Raw genomic sequence first — 15,516 nt, forward strand, 5'->3', positions numbered from 1 at the left:
CGTGACGGCGGCGTCACCCGTCCGCGTGGCCGGTTCCGACGTCCCGCTGCCGCAGCTGGATGTGCCGGTGACGGTGGTCGTCACGACCCGCTCGGACCGGCACGCCGATGTCGCACGACTCGTCGACGTCGCCCGTGCCGCGTTCGGGCGGACGGTCGACGTCCGGGCGGTCAGCTACGTGGCCGACGCCTCGCCCGAGGACGCGTTCGACGGGGCGCTGCCGTGGGTCCGGACGGACGCCGTCGACGGGATCGGCTCGGCGGTCAACGCCGGGGTCGCCGCCGGCGTCGGCCGGGTGCTCGTGGTCGTGGACACCTCGGTCGTGATCGACGCCGACGCGCTGAGACTGTTCGCGCACGACGTGGGGCGTCCCAGCCAGGCCGTCGTCCGGACGGTCGACGGCGAGGCGCGCACCGGAGCCCGGCTCGTGCGCCCCGGAGCGCTGCCGTGGTCGGACGACCGTCCCGCGCCCGAGGACGACCTGGTGTTCGGGGCGGACCAACCGGTGATCGCGATGCCGCAGTGGGCCGTGGTGGCCGCACCGTGCCTCCCGGACGAACGCACCGCCCTCACGGCGTGGACCGCCGACGCGGCCGCGGCTGCCCACACGGCCGTGCGTGTCCGCGACGTCGGTCCGGTGGTCCGGACGGTCGAGCCGGGCCGCACCGTCGACGCCGGCGTGGTGGACGTCGTCGCATCCTGGCGTGACCGATCGCGGACGCCGGTCGGGGGTCTCGGTGCCGGTGTCGTCGCCGGCCCGCCGCTGCCGCCGTGGGGTGCCCGGCCTGTGACGCCGGCCCGCCGCTCCTGCCGTCCCGCTGCCGATCCGCTCGCCTGGTCGATCAAGATCGCCGCACCGGCAGGGCCCGACGGTGACGGCTGGGGCGACGTGCACTTCGCCGCCGAGCTGGCCGCCGCCCTCGAGCGACTCGGGCAGCACGTGCGGGTCGACCGCCGCGACGCGCACGTGCGGGACGACGACGGAACGGACGACGTCACCCTCGTCGTGCGGGGACTCGACCGGGTGCCGCCGAACCCGGCGTCGGTGAACCTCCTGTGGGTGATCAGCCACCCGGACGACGTCGCGGACACCGAGCTGCGGTCGTTCGACCGGTCGTTCGCCGCCGGTCCGGCGTGGGCCGCCGACGCTGCCGCGCGCTCGGGCGTGCCGGTCGAGACCCTGCTCCAGGCGACCGACCCGGCGGTCTTCCGTCCGGACGTGTCCGCCGGGCCCGATGCCGGCCGGGTCGTCTTCGTCGGGTCGACGCGCGGTGCCGCGCGCCCGGTCGTCCGGGACGCGGTCGCCCTCGGCGCCGATCTGCGCGTGCACGGCCCCGGGTGGGAAGGCGTCGTTCCGCCGGAGCTCCGCGGCGAGCCGGCGCTGTCCCGGTCCGAGGTCGCGGGTGCCTACGCGTCCGCCCGTGTCGTGCTGAACGACCACTGGCCGGACATGGCGGCCGGCGGGTTCGTGTCGAACCGGGTGTTCGACGTGCTGGCGTCCGGGGGAGTCGTCGTGACGGACCCGGTGGTCGGGCTCGGTGACGTGCTCGACGTCCCGACGCTGGCGGTGGCGCGGTCGCGGGAGGACCTGGCGGACCTGCTCGACCCGGCGCACCCGTGGCCGTCGGCCGCCGAGCGCGCCGAGGTCGCCGCGCACGTCGCCGCCGAGCACTCGTTCGACGCCCGGGCCCGCGTGCTGCTCGCCGCCGCGCGCGAGGAGCGCACCCGCCTCCGCCGCTGAGCGCGCCGCGCCCGCGCTGCCCCGCCCCGGCGTCGAACCACGTTCGCGACGTCGAACCAGGCCGCGTGCCCGGTTCCACGTCGGAACCCTGGTTCGACGCGGGCACGGCTGCGCCGCCGCACAACCAAAGCCGCGTGGAGCTGCGCGGGCGCTACTTGCGCGTGACCCACCGAGCGCGGACCGACAGTCCGACGCGCAGCACGAGCCGCAGCGGCCACAGCCACCACGCCCGGTACTTGCGGGACAGGAACCGGTAGGCGCTCCGGTGGTGCTCGACCTCCATACGGCGCCGGTTCGACGACGTCGAGTGGGCCCCGGTGTGCGTCACCACGGCGGTCGGCACGTACACGTTCGCCCGCCCGGCGAGCCCCACACGCTGGCCGAGGTCGACGTCCTCGAAGTACATGAAGTACGACTCGTCGAAGCCCTCGAGCTCGCGGAACAGCGACGTCCGGATGAGGAAGCAGGCGCCGGACAGCCAGCCGGCCTCGCGCTCGACGACCTCGGTGGTCGACCAGTAGCGCTGGCTCCACGGGTTCGCCGGCCAGAACCGTGAGAACGCCGCGTGACCGAGTCCGGTGCGGAGCGAGGGCAGCTGCCGTGCCGAGGGGTAGGTGTCACCGTGCTCGTCGAGGATCCGCGGACCGAACGACCCGCCGGTCGGGAGCCGGTCGGCCGCGGCCACGAGTTCGTCGATGGAACCGGGCGCGAGGACGACGTCGGGGTTCGTGACGAGCAGGAACTCCGGGCGGACGTCCGGCAGGACGTCGTCGAGGGCGCCGAGCGCGGCGTCGATCCCACCGCCGTAGCCGCGGTTCCCGCCGGAGGACACCACGACGGCGCCGTACGACTCGCCGATCGCCCGGAGCGCCTCGAGGTCCGTCGAGCCGTTGTCGGCGATGACGACCGCGACCGGGGACGTCGACGCCGCCTCGATGCTCGCGAGGAACGGCCGGATCGTCTCACCCGTGTTGTACGTGACGGTGAGCACCGCGACCCGGGTCATCGGACACCCCCGGCGACGGCCCGGTAGGCGTCGGTGTGCACGGCCGCGGTGGCGTCCCAGGTGAAGTCCTCGGCCCGCCGGAGCGCAACGGCACGGTGCGACGCGACGAGCGCCGGATCGTCGAGCAGCTCGGCGATGGCGGCCGCCAGCGCCGGGGCGTCGGGTTCGCTGTACACGGCGGCGTCGCCCCCGACCTCGGGCAGCGACAGGCGTCTGGTCGTGAGCACGCACGCGCCCGTGGCCATCGCCTCGACGACCGGCAGACCGAAGCCCTCGCCGAGCGACGGGTAGACGACGAACTCCGCGCCGCCGAGGAACCCGGAGAGGTCCTCGAGGGGCAGGTACCCGGCCTCGACCACGTGGTCGGCGTCCTGCAGTGCGTCGAGGCGTTCGATCGCGGCCTCGTCCCAGCCGCGGGCGCCGGAGAGCACCAGCCAGGGCGTGTCCGAACCGGTGACCGTCCGGGCGTCGCGGACCGAGGCGTACGCGTCGAGCAGGGCGGTGACGTTCTTGCGTGGCTCGATCGTGCCGAGGAAGGCGATCCAGGCGGCGTCGTCGGGGAGTGTCGCGGCGATCCGGGCGTCCTCGACCGCGGCGGTGGACGGTTCGTGGAAGACGGTGCGGTCTACGCCGAGCGGGGCGACCCGGACGTCCGCACGGATGCCCGGGACGACGCGTCGTGCCTCGGTCGCGGTGGCGGCACTCGGCACGACGACGACCGGACGGGTCCGGAGCGAGCGGCGGCTCCACCAGGTGAAGAACGTGCGCTTCAGGCGGGAGTGCCACTCGGGGTTCGAGAAGAACGTGGCGTCGTGCAGCGTGACGACGGAGCCCCGCCGCCAGGCGAACGGGAACGTGTAGTGCGGGGAGTGCAGCACCGTGGCGCCGATCCGCCGACCGAGTGCCGGCAGCCCGGTCTGCTCCCAGAGGAACCGCAGCGGCACGGACTCGGTCCACGCCGGCGCGGTGTGCAGGGTCGCGTGCGGTGCGACGGTGCGGAAGTGGGCGGCGTGCACGGGCCGCACGACGAGGTGCACGTCGAGTGTCGGGTCGGTCAGGTGCGACACGACCCCTTCGACGTAGCGTCCGACACCGCCGAGGTTGCGCGGTACCGCGGTCCCGTCGATGAGGACGGTGAGCTGCGGCACGCGTGGTTCCTTCCGGCCGGGGACGCCGCGGCCGGGACCGTCGACGGGGGAGCCTCCAGGATAGCCCGCCCCGCTCATGCGGTCGGGTCCACGGCGCTCCGCGGGACGGACGCGACCCGCGTCTCGCGGCGGCGGCGCGCGAGGTGCGCGGGGAGGCGCCCGACCACGTCAACCAGCGCTGCCAGGACGAGCCGCGCCTCCCGTCTGCTGCGGCTGGACCGCAGACCCACCAGCCCGCGCGCTGCGGTCCGGACCGCAGCGCGCACCACGGTCGGCCACGGCGCGTGCCACAGGGCGACGACGAGGCGGTTGCGGGCGTTGCGGAACACGAACAGGTCGCTCTGCACGCCGGACGACGCCGAGTGGTCGTGCTCGACGACGGCGTCGGCCGCGTACTCCACGCGCCACCCGCGGCGTCGGAGCCGCCAGGCGAGCTCGGTGTCCTCGTAGTACATGAAGAGCGACTCGTCGAGGAGGCCCACGTCCTCGAGGGCCGCGACGCGCAGGGCGGAGGCACCGCCCGAGAAGCCGAACACGTCGCGCTCGGCCGGGTGGTCGGCGGGCGCGAACCAGTCGCGGTCGGCTCCGTTGCCGTCGCGGTCGACCCGGACGCCGGTCGAGTTGAGGCGGACCTCGCCGTCCGGGTCGGGGACCCAGGTGCGGCCGTCGTGGTCGCGGAGCGCGCGTCCGGCGGGTGGTGCGGCGTGGGCCGGGAGGCGCGACCAGCGCCCGGCGAGCACGATGCGGCCCGTCACGGCCGCCACGGCCGCAGGGGCGGCGTCGAGGTGGTCGCGGAGGGCCGCGACGAAGCCGGGAGCGGGGTCGGCGTCGTTGTTGAGCAGCACGACGACGTCGGCGTCCGCGTGCCGGATGCCCGCGTTCGCCCCGGCGGCGAACCCGCCGTTGCTGGCACGGACGATCACCGTCGCCTCCGGCAGGTCGCGGCGGAGCACGGCGACGGAGTCGTCCGTCGAACCGTTGTCGACCACGAACACCTGGTCGGCCGCGCCGTCGTCGAGCACGGCGCGGACGGCGCGGGTCGTGAGGTCGGCACGGTTCCAGTTGACGACGACGACCGCGGTGCGGGAGGCGCCGTCGTGCAGCGTCAGTCGAGCTCCTCGATGGAGGGCTTGGCGTAGACGCTGCCGACGGCGTCGCCGAACGACGGGACCTCGAACGAGTCGCACTCCGGCAGGTCGTGCAGGTGCCGGCCGGCGGAGTCCATCATCGACACGTTGATGAAGTACTTGCCGGTGCCGAAGTTCGTGTCCGTGATCCGGAGCCGGAGCTTCCGGCGCCCGTGCAGCGGTTCGAGGTGCACGCCCATGATGCCGGTGGTCGTGCCGTAGACGACCTGTCCGGCGGTGTTGTTGATCTGGACGGCGGCCTCCCAGTCGGTGACGCCGTCGAGGTGCTCGAACTCCATGTCCACGACCAGGTCGTCGCCCGGCGTGACGGGGGCGCGGTGCTGCTTGCCGTCGGCGTGCACGGTCGCGCCGAGCACGGTGCCGCGGCCCACGGCGACGTCGGCGCTGAGCTCGCCGGAGCGGCGCTCCTCGAGCACGTCGCGGAACTTGCTGACCGCCTGGACGGCGTCCCCGTCGTGCAGGACCTTGCCCTTGTTGAGCAGCACGACCCGGTCGCACATCTCCTGCACCTGGCTGAGCGAGTGCGTGACGATGATGATCGTCTTGCCCTGCTCCTGGAACGACCGGATGCGGTCGAGGCACTTGCGCTGGAACGCCTCGTCGCCCACCGCCAGGACCTCGTCGACGAGCAGGACGTCAGGGTCGGTGTGCACGGCGACCGCGAAGGCGAGTCGCACGTACATGCCGGAGCTGTAGAACTTCACCTGGGTGTCGATGAAGTCGCCGATGCCGGAGAAGGCGAGGATGTCGTCGAACCGTTCCTCGGTCTCCTTGCGGCTCAGGCCGAGCAGCGCCGCGTTGAGGTAGACGTTCTCGCGACCGGACAGGTCCGGGTGGAACCCGGCGCCGAGTTCGAGCAGGGCCGCCAGACGGCCGCGGCGCGAGACGGTCCCGGACGTCGGCTGGATGATCCCGCCGATGGCCTTAAGCAGTGTCGACTTGCCCGAGCCGTTCTGACCGATGAGCCCGACGGTCGTGCCCGCCTGGATCGAGACGGTGACGTCGTCGAGCGCCCAGAAGTCCTGGCGGTGCTTCCGGCCGGCGCGGCCGAGCGTGACGATCCGCTCGCGGATGGTGTTGTCCTTGCGGACGGTGAAGCGCTTGCGGACGTGGTCGATGACGATGACGTCGGGGCGCTCGTCGCCGTCCTGCTGCGTGGTGGGCGCGACGGGGGTGCTGATGGCCATGGTCTAGAGCTCCTGCGCGAAGTTGCCCTGCAGGCGGGAGAAGACCCGCTGCGCGCCGATGAGGCAGAACAGGCCGATGACGAACGCGATGCCGAGTCGGAGCATGAGGTGGTCCGGGTAGACGACCTTCGCGGGGTCGTGCAGCCAGATGGCGTTCTGCATGCCGAGCACGGACAGGGTCAGCGGGTTGTTCGTGTAGACGGTCAGGATCCACTGGACCTGCAGCTCCTTGAGGACCATCGAGTACGAGTACACGATGGGCGATCCCCAGAGGAGCACCATCAGGCCGACGTCGATGACGAACTGCACGTCCCGCAGGTACACGTTGAGCGCCGACAGGACGAGCCCGATGGCGGCGCCGTAGACGACGATGACGGCGAGCGACGGCACCAGGTAGACCAGGCCCTCGTGCAACGGGAACGCGCCGAGCACGAGCGTCGCCGCGATCAGGATGACGAACTGGATGGCGTAGTTGACCAGGGCGGCGCCGACGCTCGCGAGCGGGAAGACCTCGCGCGGGACGTAGACCTTCTTGATGAGGCCGCTGTTGCCGACGATCGAGCCCGTCGACCCGGCGACGATCTCGCTGAAGAGCGTGTACGCCCCGAGGCCGGTGAAGACGTAGATCGCGAAGTTGTCGATGCCGTGCGCGGCGCCGAGCACCTTGCCGATCACGAAGTAGTAGATGAGGAGCTGGGTCAGCGGCCGGACGAGCGTCCAGACGAACCCGAGCGCCGAGTCCTTGTACCGCGCCTTGAGGTCGCGGCGCACGAGCATGCCGAGCATCTCGCGCTGCCGGAACACGTCACGCAGTTCGCGCCAGGTTCCTCGGATGGCACTCGTCGGAGCGCCGACCACGACCAGGGGCTCCTTCGCGAGCGCGGCCATGCGGGCTTGATCGACCATGTGTCTCTTCGTTCGTGGGGGCAGGACCGGAACAGCATACTCACCGCATCACCCAGGACGCCGGTGCGTCCGGCGGATCGAACGACACCTGTCGTCCGCCCCCGTGCGGGGGTGAAAGTGCGCGGATTTAACCCTCAACCTTCACTTTCGGGTTACCGTTGACGCAACCCGGACCCTTGTCAACATCCACAGGACGGCCCGTCAGCATGCACCTCGCATCACGGCCGATCGCTGCGATCGCGGTGCTCGGTGCTCTCAGTCTCCTCTCGGCGGGTTGTTCCGCCGGGAGCGACGACGATCCGACCGCGTCTCCCACGCGCTCGGCGAGTGCCACCGCCACCGCCACGGCGACCGACTCACCCACCGCCTCGTCGACCCCGTCGCCGAGCACTCCCGACGACACGGACGACAGCCCGTCGGCGTTCCCCGGCACCGGCCAGACCACGGAGCCCGACGACGACCCGTCCGAGTTCCCCGCCACGGCGGTCGTCACGTACGCCGGCTGGGACACCGGCAGCCGGACGCTCCAGGCGGGCGGCCTCGTCTCGGGCACGACGAACACATCCGGCACGTGCACGTTCACCGCGAGCAAGGGCGGTGTCAGCCGGACCCTGACGAGCACCGCGGAGGCCAGTGCGTCCTCCGTCAACTGCGCGCAGGTGTCCTTCCCCGCGGCCCAGGTGTCGAGCGGCACCTGGTCGATCACCCTCGACTACCGGGTCGGCTCGCAGTCGACCACGTCCGACCCGATGACGGCGGAGGTGCCGTGATGCGATCCATCCGAACCGACGGGCGACGACGCCCGCTGCGGTCGTCCCTCGCCCTCGTGGCCGCGCTTGCCGTGGCGGTGAGCGGGTTGACCTTCGGCACGGTGCTGTCCGAGCAGACCACGACGGAGTCCGCCTCGGCCGCGACCGCCGCGTCGTTCGACCCGGGCAACATCATCAGCGACGTGAACTTCTACAACGGGTCCGCGATGAGCGCGTCGTCCGTGCAGTCGTTCCTCAACAGCGTCGCGCCGAACTGCCGGCAGGCGTCCGGCGGCCCCGCGTGCCTGAAGAACTTCTCGCAGAACATGAGCGGCATCGCCGCCGTGTCCGGACGGTGCTCCGCCATCAACGGCGGCGTGAAGTCGGCGGCCACGGTCATCGCGCAGGTCGGTGCCGCGTGCGGCATCAGCCAGAAGGTGCTCCTCGTGCTCCTGCAGAAGGAACAGGGCATCGTCGCGACGAACAGCCCGACGAGCTACATGTACCTGCACGCCACGGGCTTCGCCTGCCCGGACACCGCGCCGTGCGACCCGAAGTACTACGGCTTCGGGCAGCAGGTGTACGCCGCGGCGCTGCAGTTCAAGCGCTACCAGGCGTCGCCGACGTCGTGGGCGTACCAGGCCGGCCGCAACAACTCGATCCTCTACAACCCGAACGCCGCGTGCGGTCGGAAGACGGTCTACATCAAGAACCAGGCGACCGCCGGGCTGTACATCTACACGCCGTACACCCCGAACGCGGCCGCTATGTCGAACCTCTACGGCACCGGTGACGGCTGCTCGGCCTACGGCAACCGGAACTTCTGGCGGATGTACACCGACTGGTTCGGCTCGCCCACCGGCGGCAGCTCGCCCGTCGGCAGCGTCGACTCCGTGAAGACCGGCTACCGCCAGGTCACCGTTGGCGGCTGGGCGTACGACCCCGACGTCGCCACGAAGCCGATCCGCGTCGCGTTCTACGTCGACGGCGTCGGCAAGCGGACGATCGACGCGAACGCGAACCGCTCGGACCTCGCCAGCCGGCTCGGCGCGGGGAACACCGCCCACGGGTACTCGACCACACTCACCGGCATCGGCGGCGGCAGCCACAACGTCTGCGTGTTCGGCATCAACCAGGGCCAGGGCGCGAACGCGCTGCTCGGGTGCCAGCAGGTGACCGTCCGGACGGGCGCGCCGTTCGGCAAGCTCGACCAGGCCACGCTCGCCGCGGACAAGCTCTCGGTGCGCGGCTGGGCGATCGACCCGGACACGACGTCCTCGGTCGCCGTGCAGCTCCGCGTGGACAACGTCGTGAAGAAGTCCTGGACGGCCAGCGCCTCGCGCACCGACGTCGAGAAGACCTACCCCGGCTGGGGCTCGGCGCACGGCTACTCCGCGACGATCGGCGGCATCGGCGCCGGGAAGCACACGATCAGCACGTGGGCGAAGGACTCGTCGACGGGCAAGTGGACCCAGCTCGGGTCGAAGTCCGTGACGAAGGCCAGCGGTTCGCCGTGGATCATCATCGACGAGGCGTCGTCCACGGTGCCGGGCAAGCTGAAGATCCGCGGCTGGACGGCCGACCCGGACACGATCGCGCCGTTGCGCGTCCACCTGTACCTGGACGGCAAGCCGCTGACCTCGTTCACGGCCGACCAGACCAAGGCCGGACTCGACAAGGCGCTCCCCGGCTACGGTGACGACCACGCGATCCTGTTCACCCGCAGCAGTGTGCCGGCGGGCAAGCACCAGCTCTGCATCATCGCGATCAACGTCGGCCCCGGCGGCAACAGCAACGTCTGCACGACGTTCCAGACGCCGACCGGTCCGCCGAAGGTGACGATCGAGTCCGGTTCGTCGCCGACCCTCGGCTCGCTGCGCGTCAGCGGGTACGCCGTCGACCCCGACACCGTCCAGCCGATCGGCGTGACGTACACGGTGGACGGCAAGAAGGTCCAGACGGGCACGGCCGACCAGGTGAGCGACACCGCGGCGAAGGCGTTCCCGGGGTACTACTCGAAGCACGGCTTCCAGGCGACGCTGACCGGCATCGGCCCGGGCAAGCACACCGTCTGCGTCGTCGGGACGAACGTCGGCGGCGGCTCGAACGCGAACGCGTGCAGCACCGTGGCGATGACCTCGGGCAACCCGGTCCTGCTGCTCGACGAGGTCTCGTCGCCCGGCACCGGCCAGGTCAAGGTGCGCGGCTGGGCCATCGACCCGGACACCGCGTCGCCGATCCAGGTGCACGTGTACCTGAACGGCGCCGGCGCGAAGTCGCTGACCGCGAACCAGGCGAAGGCCTCGCTCGCGACCGTCTACGGCGGGTACGGGGCGAACCACGCGTTCTCGACGACGCTGACCGGCAAGGCCTCCGGGAGCACGCAGGTGTGCGTCTACGCGATGAACACCGGCGCCGGGTCGAACACGACGCTCTGCCGGACGCTCACCGTCAAGTAGGCGGGCTGGCGGTCGGGAAGACCGCGACGCGGAAGACGGGAGGCGCCCCACCAGCTGGTGGGGCGCCTCCCGTCTCGTGCGTGGCCGGGTCCGGTGCGCGCGCTGCACAGCCGTGCACGGTGCTCAGCCGCGCGTCGCGCAGGCGTGGGCGGTGCTCAGCCGTGGTCGCGTCCGCGCACGACGCGCGCGAGGCCGCCGAAGCGGTGCAGCAGGCGGTACTCCGCCGACCGGGTGAGCGCGTCGTACTCGCGCGCGATCGCGTCGCGCTCCGCTTCGGCCCGTCGACGGGCGGCGTCGAACGACGCGACGGCCTCCTCGGCGACGACGAGCCGCTCGTTGATGTCGCGGACGCCCTGCAGGTGCACGTCGCGCTCCTGCTCGGCGACCCGAAGGACCTCGCGCTCGTTCGTCGCCCACCGCAGGAAGGGCGACCGGCTGCCGGTCCGGGAGCGGGCGTGCGCGATCGCGGCCTCGAGGACCGGGCGCACCTGCTCCGCACGGGCCGTGAACGAGTGGCGCGCCAGGACGACGCCACGCAGCCGCTCGACGAGCCCCGTCCGCTCGTCGTCCGGCATCGCGAGCGCCCGCTCGAGCGATGCGGCGTCGTCGAAGACCGGCACGTCGGCGAGACCGAGCTCCTCGAGCCCGAGCGCGCAGTCCGTGACGGGCAGGGCGCCGGCCGCGAGCGACTCGTACAGGCGGGAGTTCAGCGTGCCGTACTCGGCCGCCGGCGCGATGACGTCGTCGACCACGAAGGCCGCCGACCGGTACACCTCGGGGAGGGCGAAGTAGGGGACCATCGGCCGCAGCTCGACGCCGGGCGAGGGCTCGACGTGCTCGGCGTTCGCGGCGAACCAGACGATCGGCTCGGCCGGACGGACCTCGTCGAGGACGTCCTGCACGTGGCGTCGGACACCCCAGAAGTTGACGGTCGCCACCGCACGGTCGCTCCGCGGGGCGTCGGGGTCGGTCGTGAAGAGGTCGGTGTCGACACCGATCGGCACGACCTCGACCGGGCCGTCGTACTGCTCGGCGATCGCGTCGCGGGCGGCGGACGACGAGGTCCAGACCGCCTCGAACTCGTCGAGGTACGGCAACGCCGCCCACTTCGCCGTCCAGTTGCGCACCCACGCCACGAGGGCGGTGGTCGGCGGCACCCGGCCGGGCACGAAGGACTCGATCATGACGACCACGACGGCGGTGTCCTCCGGCACGGGGTCCGCCCAGCGGGTCATCGGCCACATCAAGACGCCCCACCCGGCGTCCCGGAGTGCCCGGGCGAGCCCGAGCGCGACGTAGAGGTCGCCCTTGCCCTCGGTCGTGTCGTCCGTCGAGACCGCGAACCGCACGGTCCCGCGAGGTCCCTCGGCGTGCTGACCGGCGGCGATCGCCGCGTAGTCCTCCGCCAGAGGGGAGGACGTGGGAGCGGTCGGGATGCTGGTCGCGGTCACCGAGCCATTCTGCACGAATCGGCAGTGATCACAGGGGAGCGCGGGCGCGCGCCTTGTAGGGTGTCATCGGCCGACGGCACCCCGCGGCCGACCCGTCGATCCGCGCCTGGCGCGCGGCAGCTGCTGGAGGAACCGCGTGACAGAGCGCAAGCCGGGAGTCGTGTCCGTCATCCTCGTGAACTACAAGGGCACGGACGACACCCTGACGAGCATCGCGGAGCTCCGCAAGCAGGACTGGCCGCAGGACCGCCTCGAGGTCATCGTCGTCGAGAACGGCTCCGGTCCGGAACACCTCGGCCGGCTCAAGGCGTCCGAGCTCGACTTCACGCTGGTCGACGCGGGGGCGAACCTCGGCTTCACCGGTGGCTGCAACCTCGGCGTCGAGAAGTCCTCCGGCGAGATCGTGGCGTTCCTCAACAACGACGCACGTCCCGACACGGGCTGGGTGCGCGAGGCGATGGCGACGTTCGCCTCCGGCGCGGACATCGGCGCCGTGGCGTCGAAGGTCCTCGACTGGGAAGGCGTCAACGTCGACTTCACCGAGGCCGCGATGACCTGGTACGGCATGGGCTACAAGCCGTTCGCGGGCTCGCCGGACACCGGGCGCTGGGAGTCCGAGACGGACGTGCTGTTCGGCACCGGCGCGGCGATGTTCATCCGCGCGGAGCTCTTCGAGCAGCTCGACGGCTTCGACGACCGCTACTTCATGTTCTACGAGGACGTCGACCTCGGCTGGCGGCTCAACCTGCTCGGCTGGCGCTTCCGCTACCAGCCGAAGTCCGTCGCGTTCCACAAGCACCACGCGTCGATGAACAAGTTCGGCGACTTCCGCGAGACGTACCTGCTCGAGCGGAACGCGCTCTTCACGCTCTACAAGAACCTCGGCGACGAGCAGCTCGCAGCGGCCCTGCCGGGGTCGCTCGCGCTCGTCGTCCGCCGCGCCGTCGGTCGGGGCGAACTCGACTCGACCGAGCTCGACCTCCGCAACCCCGGCGACGACAGCGTCCCGACGATCCCGGTGCCGAAGACCGCGATGGCGGGGATCTACGGCGTCGACCAGTTCGTCGAGCAGCTGCCGTCGATGACCGAGTCGCGCCGCGCGATCCAGGCGACCCGCGTCCGTAGCGACCGCGAGCTGCTGCGCCTGTTCGGCAACCGCGACGAGCCGGCGTACCCGATCGAGAACTACCTCGCCGGCTACGACAAGATCGTGCACTCCCTCGGCGTGCTGGACGTCGGCACCCGACGCCGTGTGCTCATCATCACCGGCGACTCCATCGGCGAGAAGATGGCCGGCCCGGCGATCCGCGCGACGCAGATGGCGAAGCAGCTCGCCGGCGAGCACGACGTCCGGGTCATCAGCCTGACCCGCTCGTCGCAGATCGACCCCTCGTACGAGGTCGTCACGGTGCCGCACCGGCACCCGCGGCAGATGGTCGAGCACGAGGCCTGGGCCGACGTCATCATCGTGCAGGGCCACGCGCTCCGCCTGTTCCCGGTGCTCGAGTCGACGAGCAAGATCCTCGTCGTCGACGTCTACGACCCGCTGCATCTCGAGCAGCTCGAACAGGGCCGCAGCGACGACGTCGACCAGTGGAACCGTCAGATCCTCGACGCCTCGGACACCCTGAACCACCAGCTCGAACTCGGCGACTACTTCATCTGCGCCTCCGAGCGCCAGCGCATGTTCTGGCTCGGGCAGCTCGCCGGCTCCGGCCGTGTGAACGCCCGCACCTACTCGCGCGACCCCGACCTCCGCTCGCTCATCGGCGTCGTGCCGTTCGGGCTGTCGTCGACGCCGCCGGTCCACGACCAGCAGCGGGTCAAGGGCGTCGTCCCCGGCATCGGGAAGAGCGACAAGCTCGTCGTCTGGGGCGGCGGCATCTACGACTGGTTCGACCCGATCACGCTCGTCCGCGCGATCGGCCGGCTCGCCGCGAAGAAGCCGAGCGTGAAGCTCTTCTTCATGGGCGTGCAGCACCCGAACCCCGACGTGCCCGAGATGGACATCGTCGCCAAGGTCCGCGCCGAGGCCGACGCGCTCGGCCTGACCGGCAAGAACGTGTTCTTCAACGATGCGTGGATCCCGTACGAGGAGCGCGGCGCGTACCTGCTCGAGGCCGACGCCGGCGTCTCGACGCACTACGAGCACCTCGAGACCACGTTCTCGTTCCGCACGCGCATCCTCGACTACCTCTGGGCGCGCCTGCCGATCGTGACGACCGCCGGTGACTCCTTCGGTGACCTCGTCGCCGAGGAGAAGCTCGGCATCGCGGTGCACGAGCAGGACATCGACGGCCTCGCCGCCGCGCTCGAGACGGCGCTCTTCGACAAGAAGGCCCGTGCCGAGTTCATCGGCAACGTCGACCGCGTGCGCGAGCAGTTCACGTGGGAGAACGTCCTCGCGCCGCTCGTCGAGTTCTGCCGCAACCCGATCCGCGCTGCCGACAAGAGCGTCCGCGACACGTCGTCGACGATCCAGCCGCACGCCATGCGCGTGCGTGTGCCGGACCGCAAGAAGCTCTACGGTGTCCGTCACGACCTCGGTCGCGCCGTGCACTACTTCCGCACCGAGGGTCCGCGGAGCGTCGCGGGCAAGATCAAGCGTCGGCTGCAGAACCGGTGACCGCGGGCGCCACGGCGCTCGTGATCGTGCCGACCTACAACGAGGCCGAGAACGTCCGCACGATCGCCACGGCCGTCCTCGGAGCGCTGCCGGACGCGCACCTGCTCGTCGTCGACGACGCGAGTCCCGACGGCACGGGTGCCCTCGTGCGGCGGCTCGCGGCCGAGGACGACCGGGTGCACCTGCTCGAGCGCTCCGGCAAGCTCGGCCTCGGGACCGCGTACGTCGCCGGCTTCCGCTGGGGGCTCGAGCGCGGCTACCCGCTGCTCGTCGAGATGGACGCGGACGGTTCGCACCCCGCCGACCGGCTCCCGGCTCTCGTGGCCGCGGTCGACGAGGCCGACGACGTGATGCTGGCGATCGGATCGCGGTGGATCCCCGGGGGATCGGTCGTCGACTGGCCGCTCCACCGCGAGGTCCTCAGCAGGAGCGCCAACACCTACGCCCGTCTCGTCCTCGGGATCGGGGTGCGGGACGTCACCGCCGGCTTCCGGGTGTACCGCGCCGACGCCGTCCGTCGGATGGACCTCGCCGGGATCGACTCGAAGGGGTACTGCTTCCAGGTGGACATGACCCTGCGCGTCGACGACCTCGGTGGGCGGATCGTCGAGGTGCCCATCCGCTTCCGTGACCGCGTGCACGGGGTGTCGAAGATGAGCCGTTCGATCGTGGTCGAGGCGATGCTGCGGGTCACCCAGTGGGGCGTCCAGCGCCGCTTCGGCCGCCGTCGCGCCGCACGTCGCTGACGCGGGCTCCCGCGCGCGCTGTGCGGTGCACCCGGGCGCTCGGTGCCTGGCGCCTGGTGCCCGGCGCCTGGTGCCCGGTGCTTCCGGGCGTACCTGGTGCGATCGGGCGTACCTGGCGAGAAGTTCCGACCAGGTACGCCCGTTCCCGCAACCCATTGCGCCCGTTCTGGGAAGAATCGACCCGGCGTGCCGGCGGCAGGGTCGGGCACCCCCGCTGCTTCCGCGTGTGCCGCGTGCCCCCTTGGGTGCCGAGGACTCCCGCGCGTACCTGGTGCTTTCGGGCGTACCTGGCGAGAAGTTCCGACCAGGTACGCCCGTTTCCGCAACCCATCGCGCCTGTTCTGGGAAG

General features: G+C 71.6%; 11 protein-coding genes. 5 read left to right on the forward strand and 6 right to left on the reverse strand.

Features of this window, described 5'->3' with window-relative positions:
• Window positions 1-67 precede the first annotated feature (67 nt).
• Window positions 68-1,741 carry a glycosyltransferase family protein gene (locus tag ACQXVK_RS12385; protein WP_430853724.1) on the forward strand — a complete coding sequence of 558 codons (1,674 nt, stop codon included), beginning with the start codon at window positions 68-70 and terminating at the stop codon, window positions 1,739-1,741.
• 151 nt (window positions 1,742-1,892) lie between these two features.
• Here ACQXVK_RS12385 and ACQXVK_RS12390 read toward each other — a convergent pair whose 3' ends face one another.
• The 5 genes from ACQXVK_RS12390 to ACQXVK_RS12410 form a co-directional block, all read right to left on the reverse strand.
• Entirely contained in the window at window positions 1,893-2,747 is an 855-nt protein-coding gene (locus ACQXVK_RS12390; protein WP_430853725.1) for a glycosyltransferase family 2 protein, read from the reverse strand.
• Window positions 2,744-3,895 (reverse strand): glycosyltransferase family 4 protein, encoded by a 1,152-nt coding sequence (locus ACQXVK_RS12395; RefSeq protein WP_430853726.1) that lies wholly within the window; start codon window positions 3,893-3,895, stop codon window positions 2,744-2,746. The genes ACQXVK_RS12390 and ACQXVK_RS12395 overlap by 4 nt, the downstream gene beginning before the upstream one ends.
• A 74-nt stretch (window positions 3,896-3,969) precedes the next feature.
• Window positions 3,970-5,082, reverse strand: a complete 1,113-nt coding sequence (locus ACQXVK_RS12400) for a glycosyltransferase family 2 protein (protein ID WP_430853727.1) — start codon at window positions 5,080-5,082, stop codon at window positions 3,970-3,972.
• The gene (locus ACQXVK_RS12405) at window positions 5,001-6,230 is read right to left on the reverse strand and encodes an ABC transporter ATP-binding protein (protein ID WP_022905591.1); all 1,230 of its coding nucleotides are present in this window, start codon (window positions 6,228-6,230) and stop codon (window positions 5,001-5,003) included. The genes ACQXVK_RS12400 and ACQXVK_RS12405 overlap by 82 nt, the downstream gene beginning before the upstream one ends.
• 3 nt (window positions 6,231-6,233) lie before the next feature.
• Window positions 6,234-7,136 (reverse strand): ABC transporter permease, encoded by a 903-nt coding sequence (locus ACQXVK_RS12410; protein WP_430853728.1) that lies wholly within the window; start codon window positions 7,134-7,136, stop codon window positions 6,234-6,236.
• A 206-nt stretch (window positions 7,137-7,342) separates the two neighbouring features.
• On the opposite strand from ACQXVK_RS12410, the gene ACQXVK_RS12415 reads away from it, so the two are divergent.
• Window positions 7,343-7,906 carry a hypothetical protein gene (locus ACQXVK_RS12415; RefSeq protein WP_430853729.1) on the forward strand — a complete coding sequence of 188 codons (564 nt, stop codon included), beginning with the start codon at window positions 7,343-7,345 and terminating at the stop codon, window positions 7,904-7,906.
• Complete coding sequence (locus ACQXVK_RS12420; protein ID WP_430853730.1) at window positions 7,906-10,344, forward strand: hypothetical protein; 2,439 nt, start codon at window positions 7,906-7,908, stop codon at window positions 10,342-10,344. Before ACQXVK_RS12415 ends, ACQXVK_RS12420 begins: the two co-directional genes overlap by 1 nt.
• 155 nt (window positions 10,345-10,499) lie before the next feature.
• On the opposite strand, the gene ACQXVK_RS12425 is transcribed toward ACQXVK_RS12420, so the two are convergent.
• Entirely contained in the window at window positions 10,500-11,795 is a 1,296-nt protein-coding gene (locus ACQXVK_RS12425) for a glycosyltransferase family protein (RefSeq protein ID WP_430853731.1), read from the reverse strand.
• A 136-nt stretch (window positions 11,796-11,931) separates the two neighbouring features.
• Here ACQXVK_RS12425 and ACQXVK_RS12430 point away from each other — a divergent pair, with 136 nt between their 5' ends.
• Both ACQXVK_RS12430 and ACQXVK_RS12435 read left to right on the forward strand, forming a co-directional pair.
• The gene (locus ACQXVK_RS12430) at window positions 11,932-14,421 is read left to right on the forward strand and encodes a glycosyltransferase (RefSeq protein WP_430853732.1); all 2,490 of its coding nucleotides are present in this window, start codon (window positions 11,932-11,934) and stop codon (window positions 14,419-14,421) included.
• Window positions 14,418-15,167: a polyprenol monophosphomannose synthase gene (locus ACQXVK_RS12435; protein WP_416395586.1), complete on the forward strand. Its 750-nt coding sequence runs from the start codon at window positions 14,418-14,420 to the stop codon at window positions 15,165-15,167. Before ACQXVK_RS12430 ends, ACQXVK_RS12435 begins: the two co-directional genes overlap by 4 nt.
• Window positions 15,168-15,516: the final 349 nt, after the last annotated feature.

Source organism: Curtobacterium sp. AB451 (assembly GCF_050585845.1).
GTDB lineage: Bacteria > Actinomycetota > Actinomycetes > Actinomycetales > Microbacteriaceae > Curtobacterium.

What these genes read in the sequence shown, in the direction of transcription:
- ACQXVK_RS12415 (WP_430853729.1), top strand. Translation starts at nt 7,343, where the DNA reads ATGCACCTCGCATCACGGCCGATCGCTGCGATCGCGGTGCTCGGTGCT.
- ACQXVK_RS12410 (WP_430853728.1), bottom strand. Translation starts at nt 7,136, where the DNA reads ATGGTCGATCAAGCCCGCATGGCCGCGCTCGCGAAGGAGCCCCTGGTC.
- ACQXVK_RS12420 (WP_430853730.1), top strand. Translation starts at nt 7,906, where the DNA reads ATGCGATCCATCCGAACCGACGGGCGACGACGCCCGCTGCGGTCGTCC.
- ACQXVK_RS12405 (WP_022905591.1), bottom strand. Translation starts at nt 6,230, where the DNA reads ATGGCCATCAGCACCCCCGTCGCGCCCACCACGCAGCAGGACGGCGAC.
- ACQXVK_RS12390 (WP_430853725.1), bottom strand. Translation starts at nt 2,747, where the DNA reads ATGACCCGGGTCGCGGTGCTCACCGTCACGTACAACACGGGTGAGACG.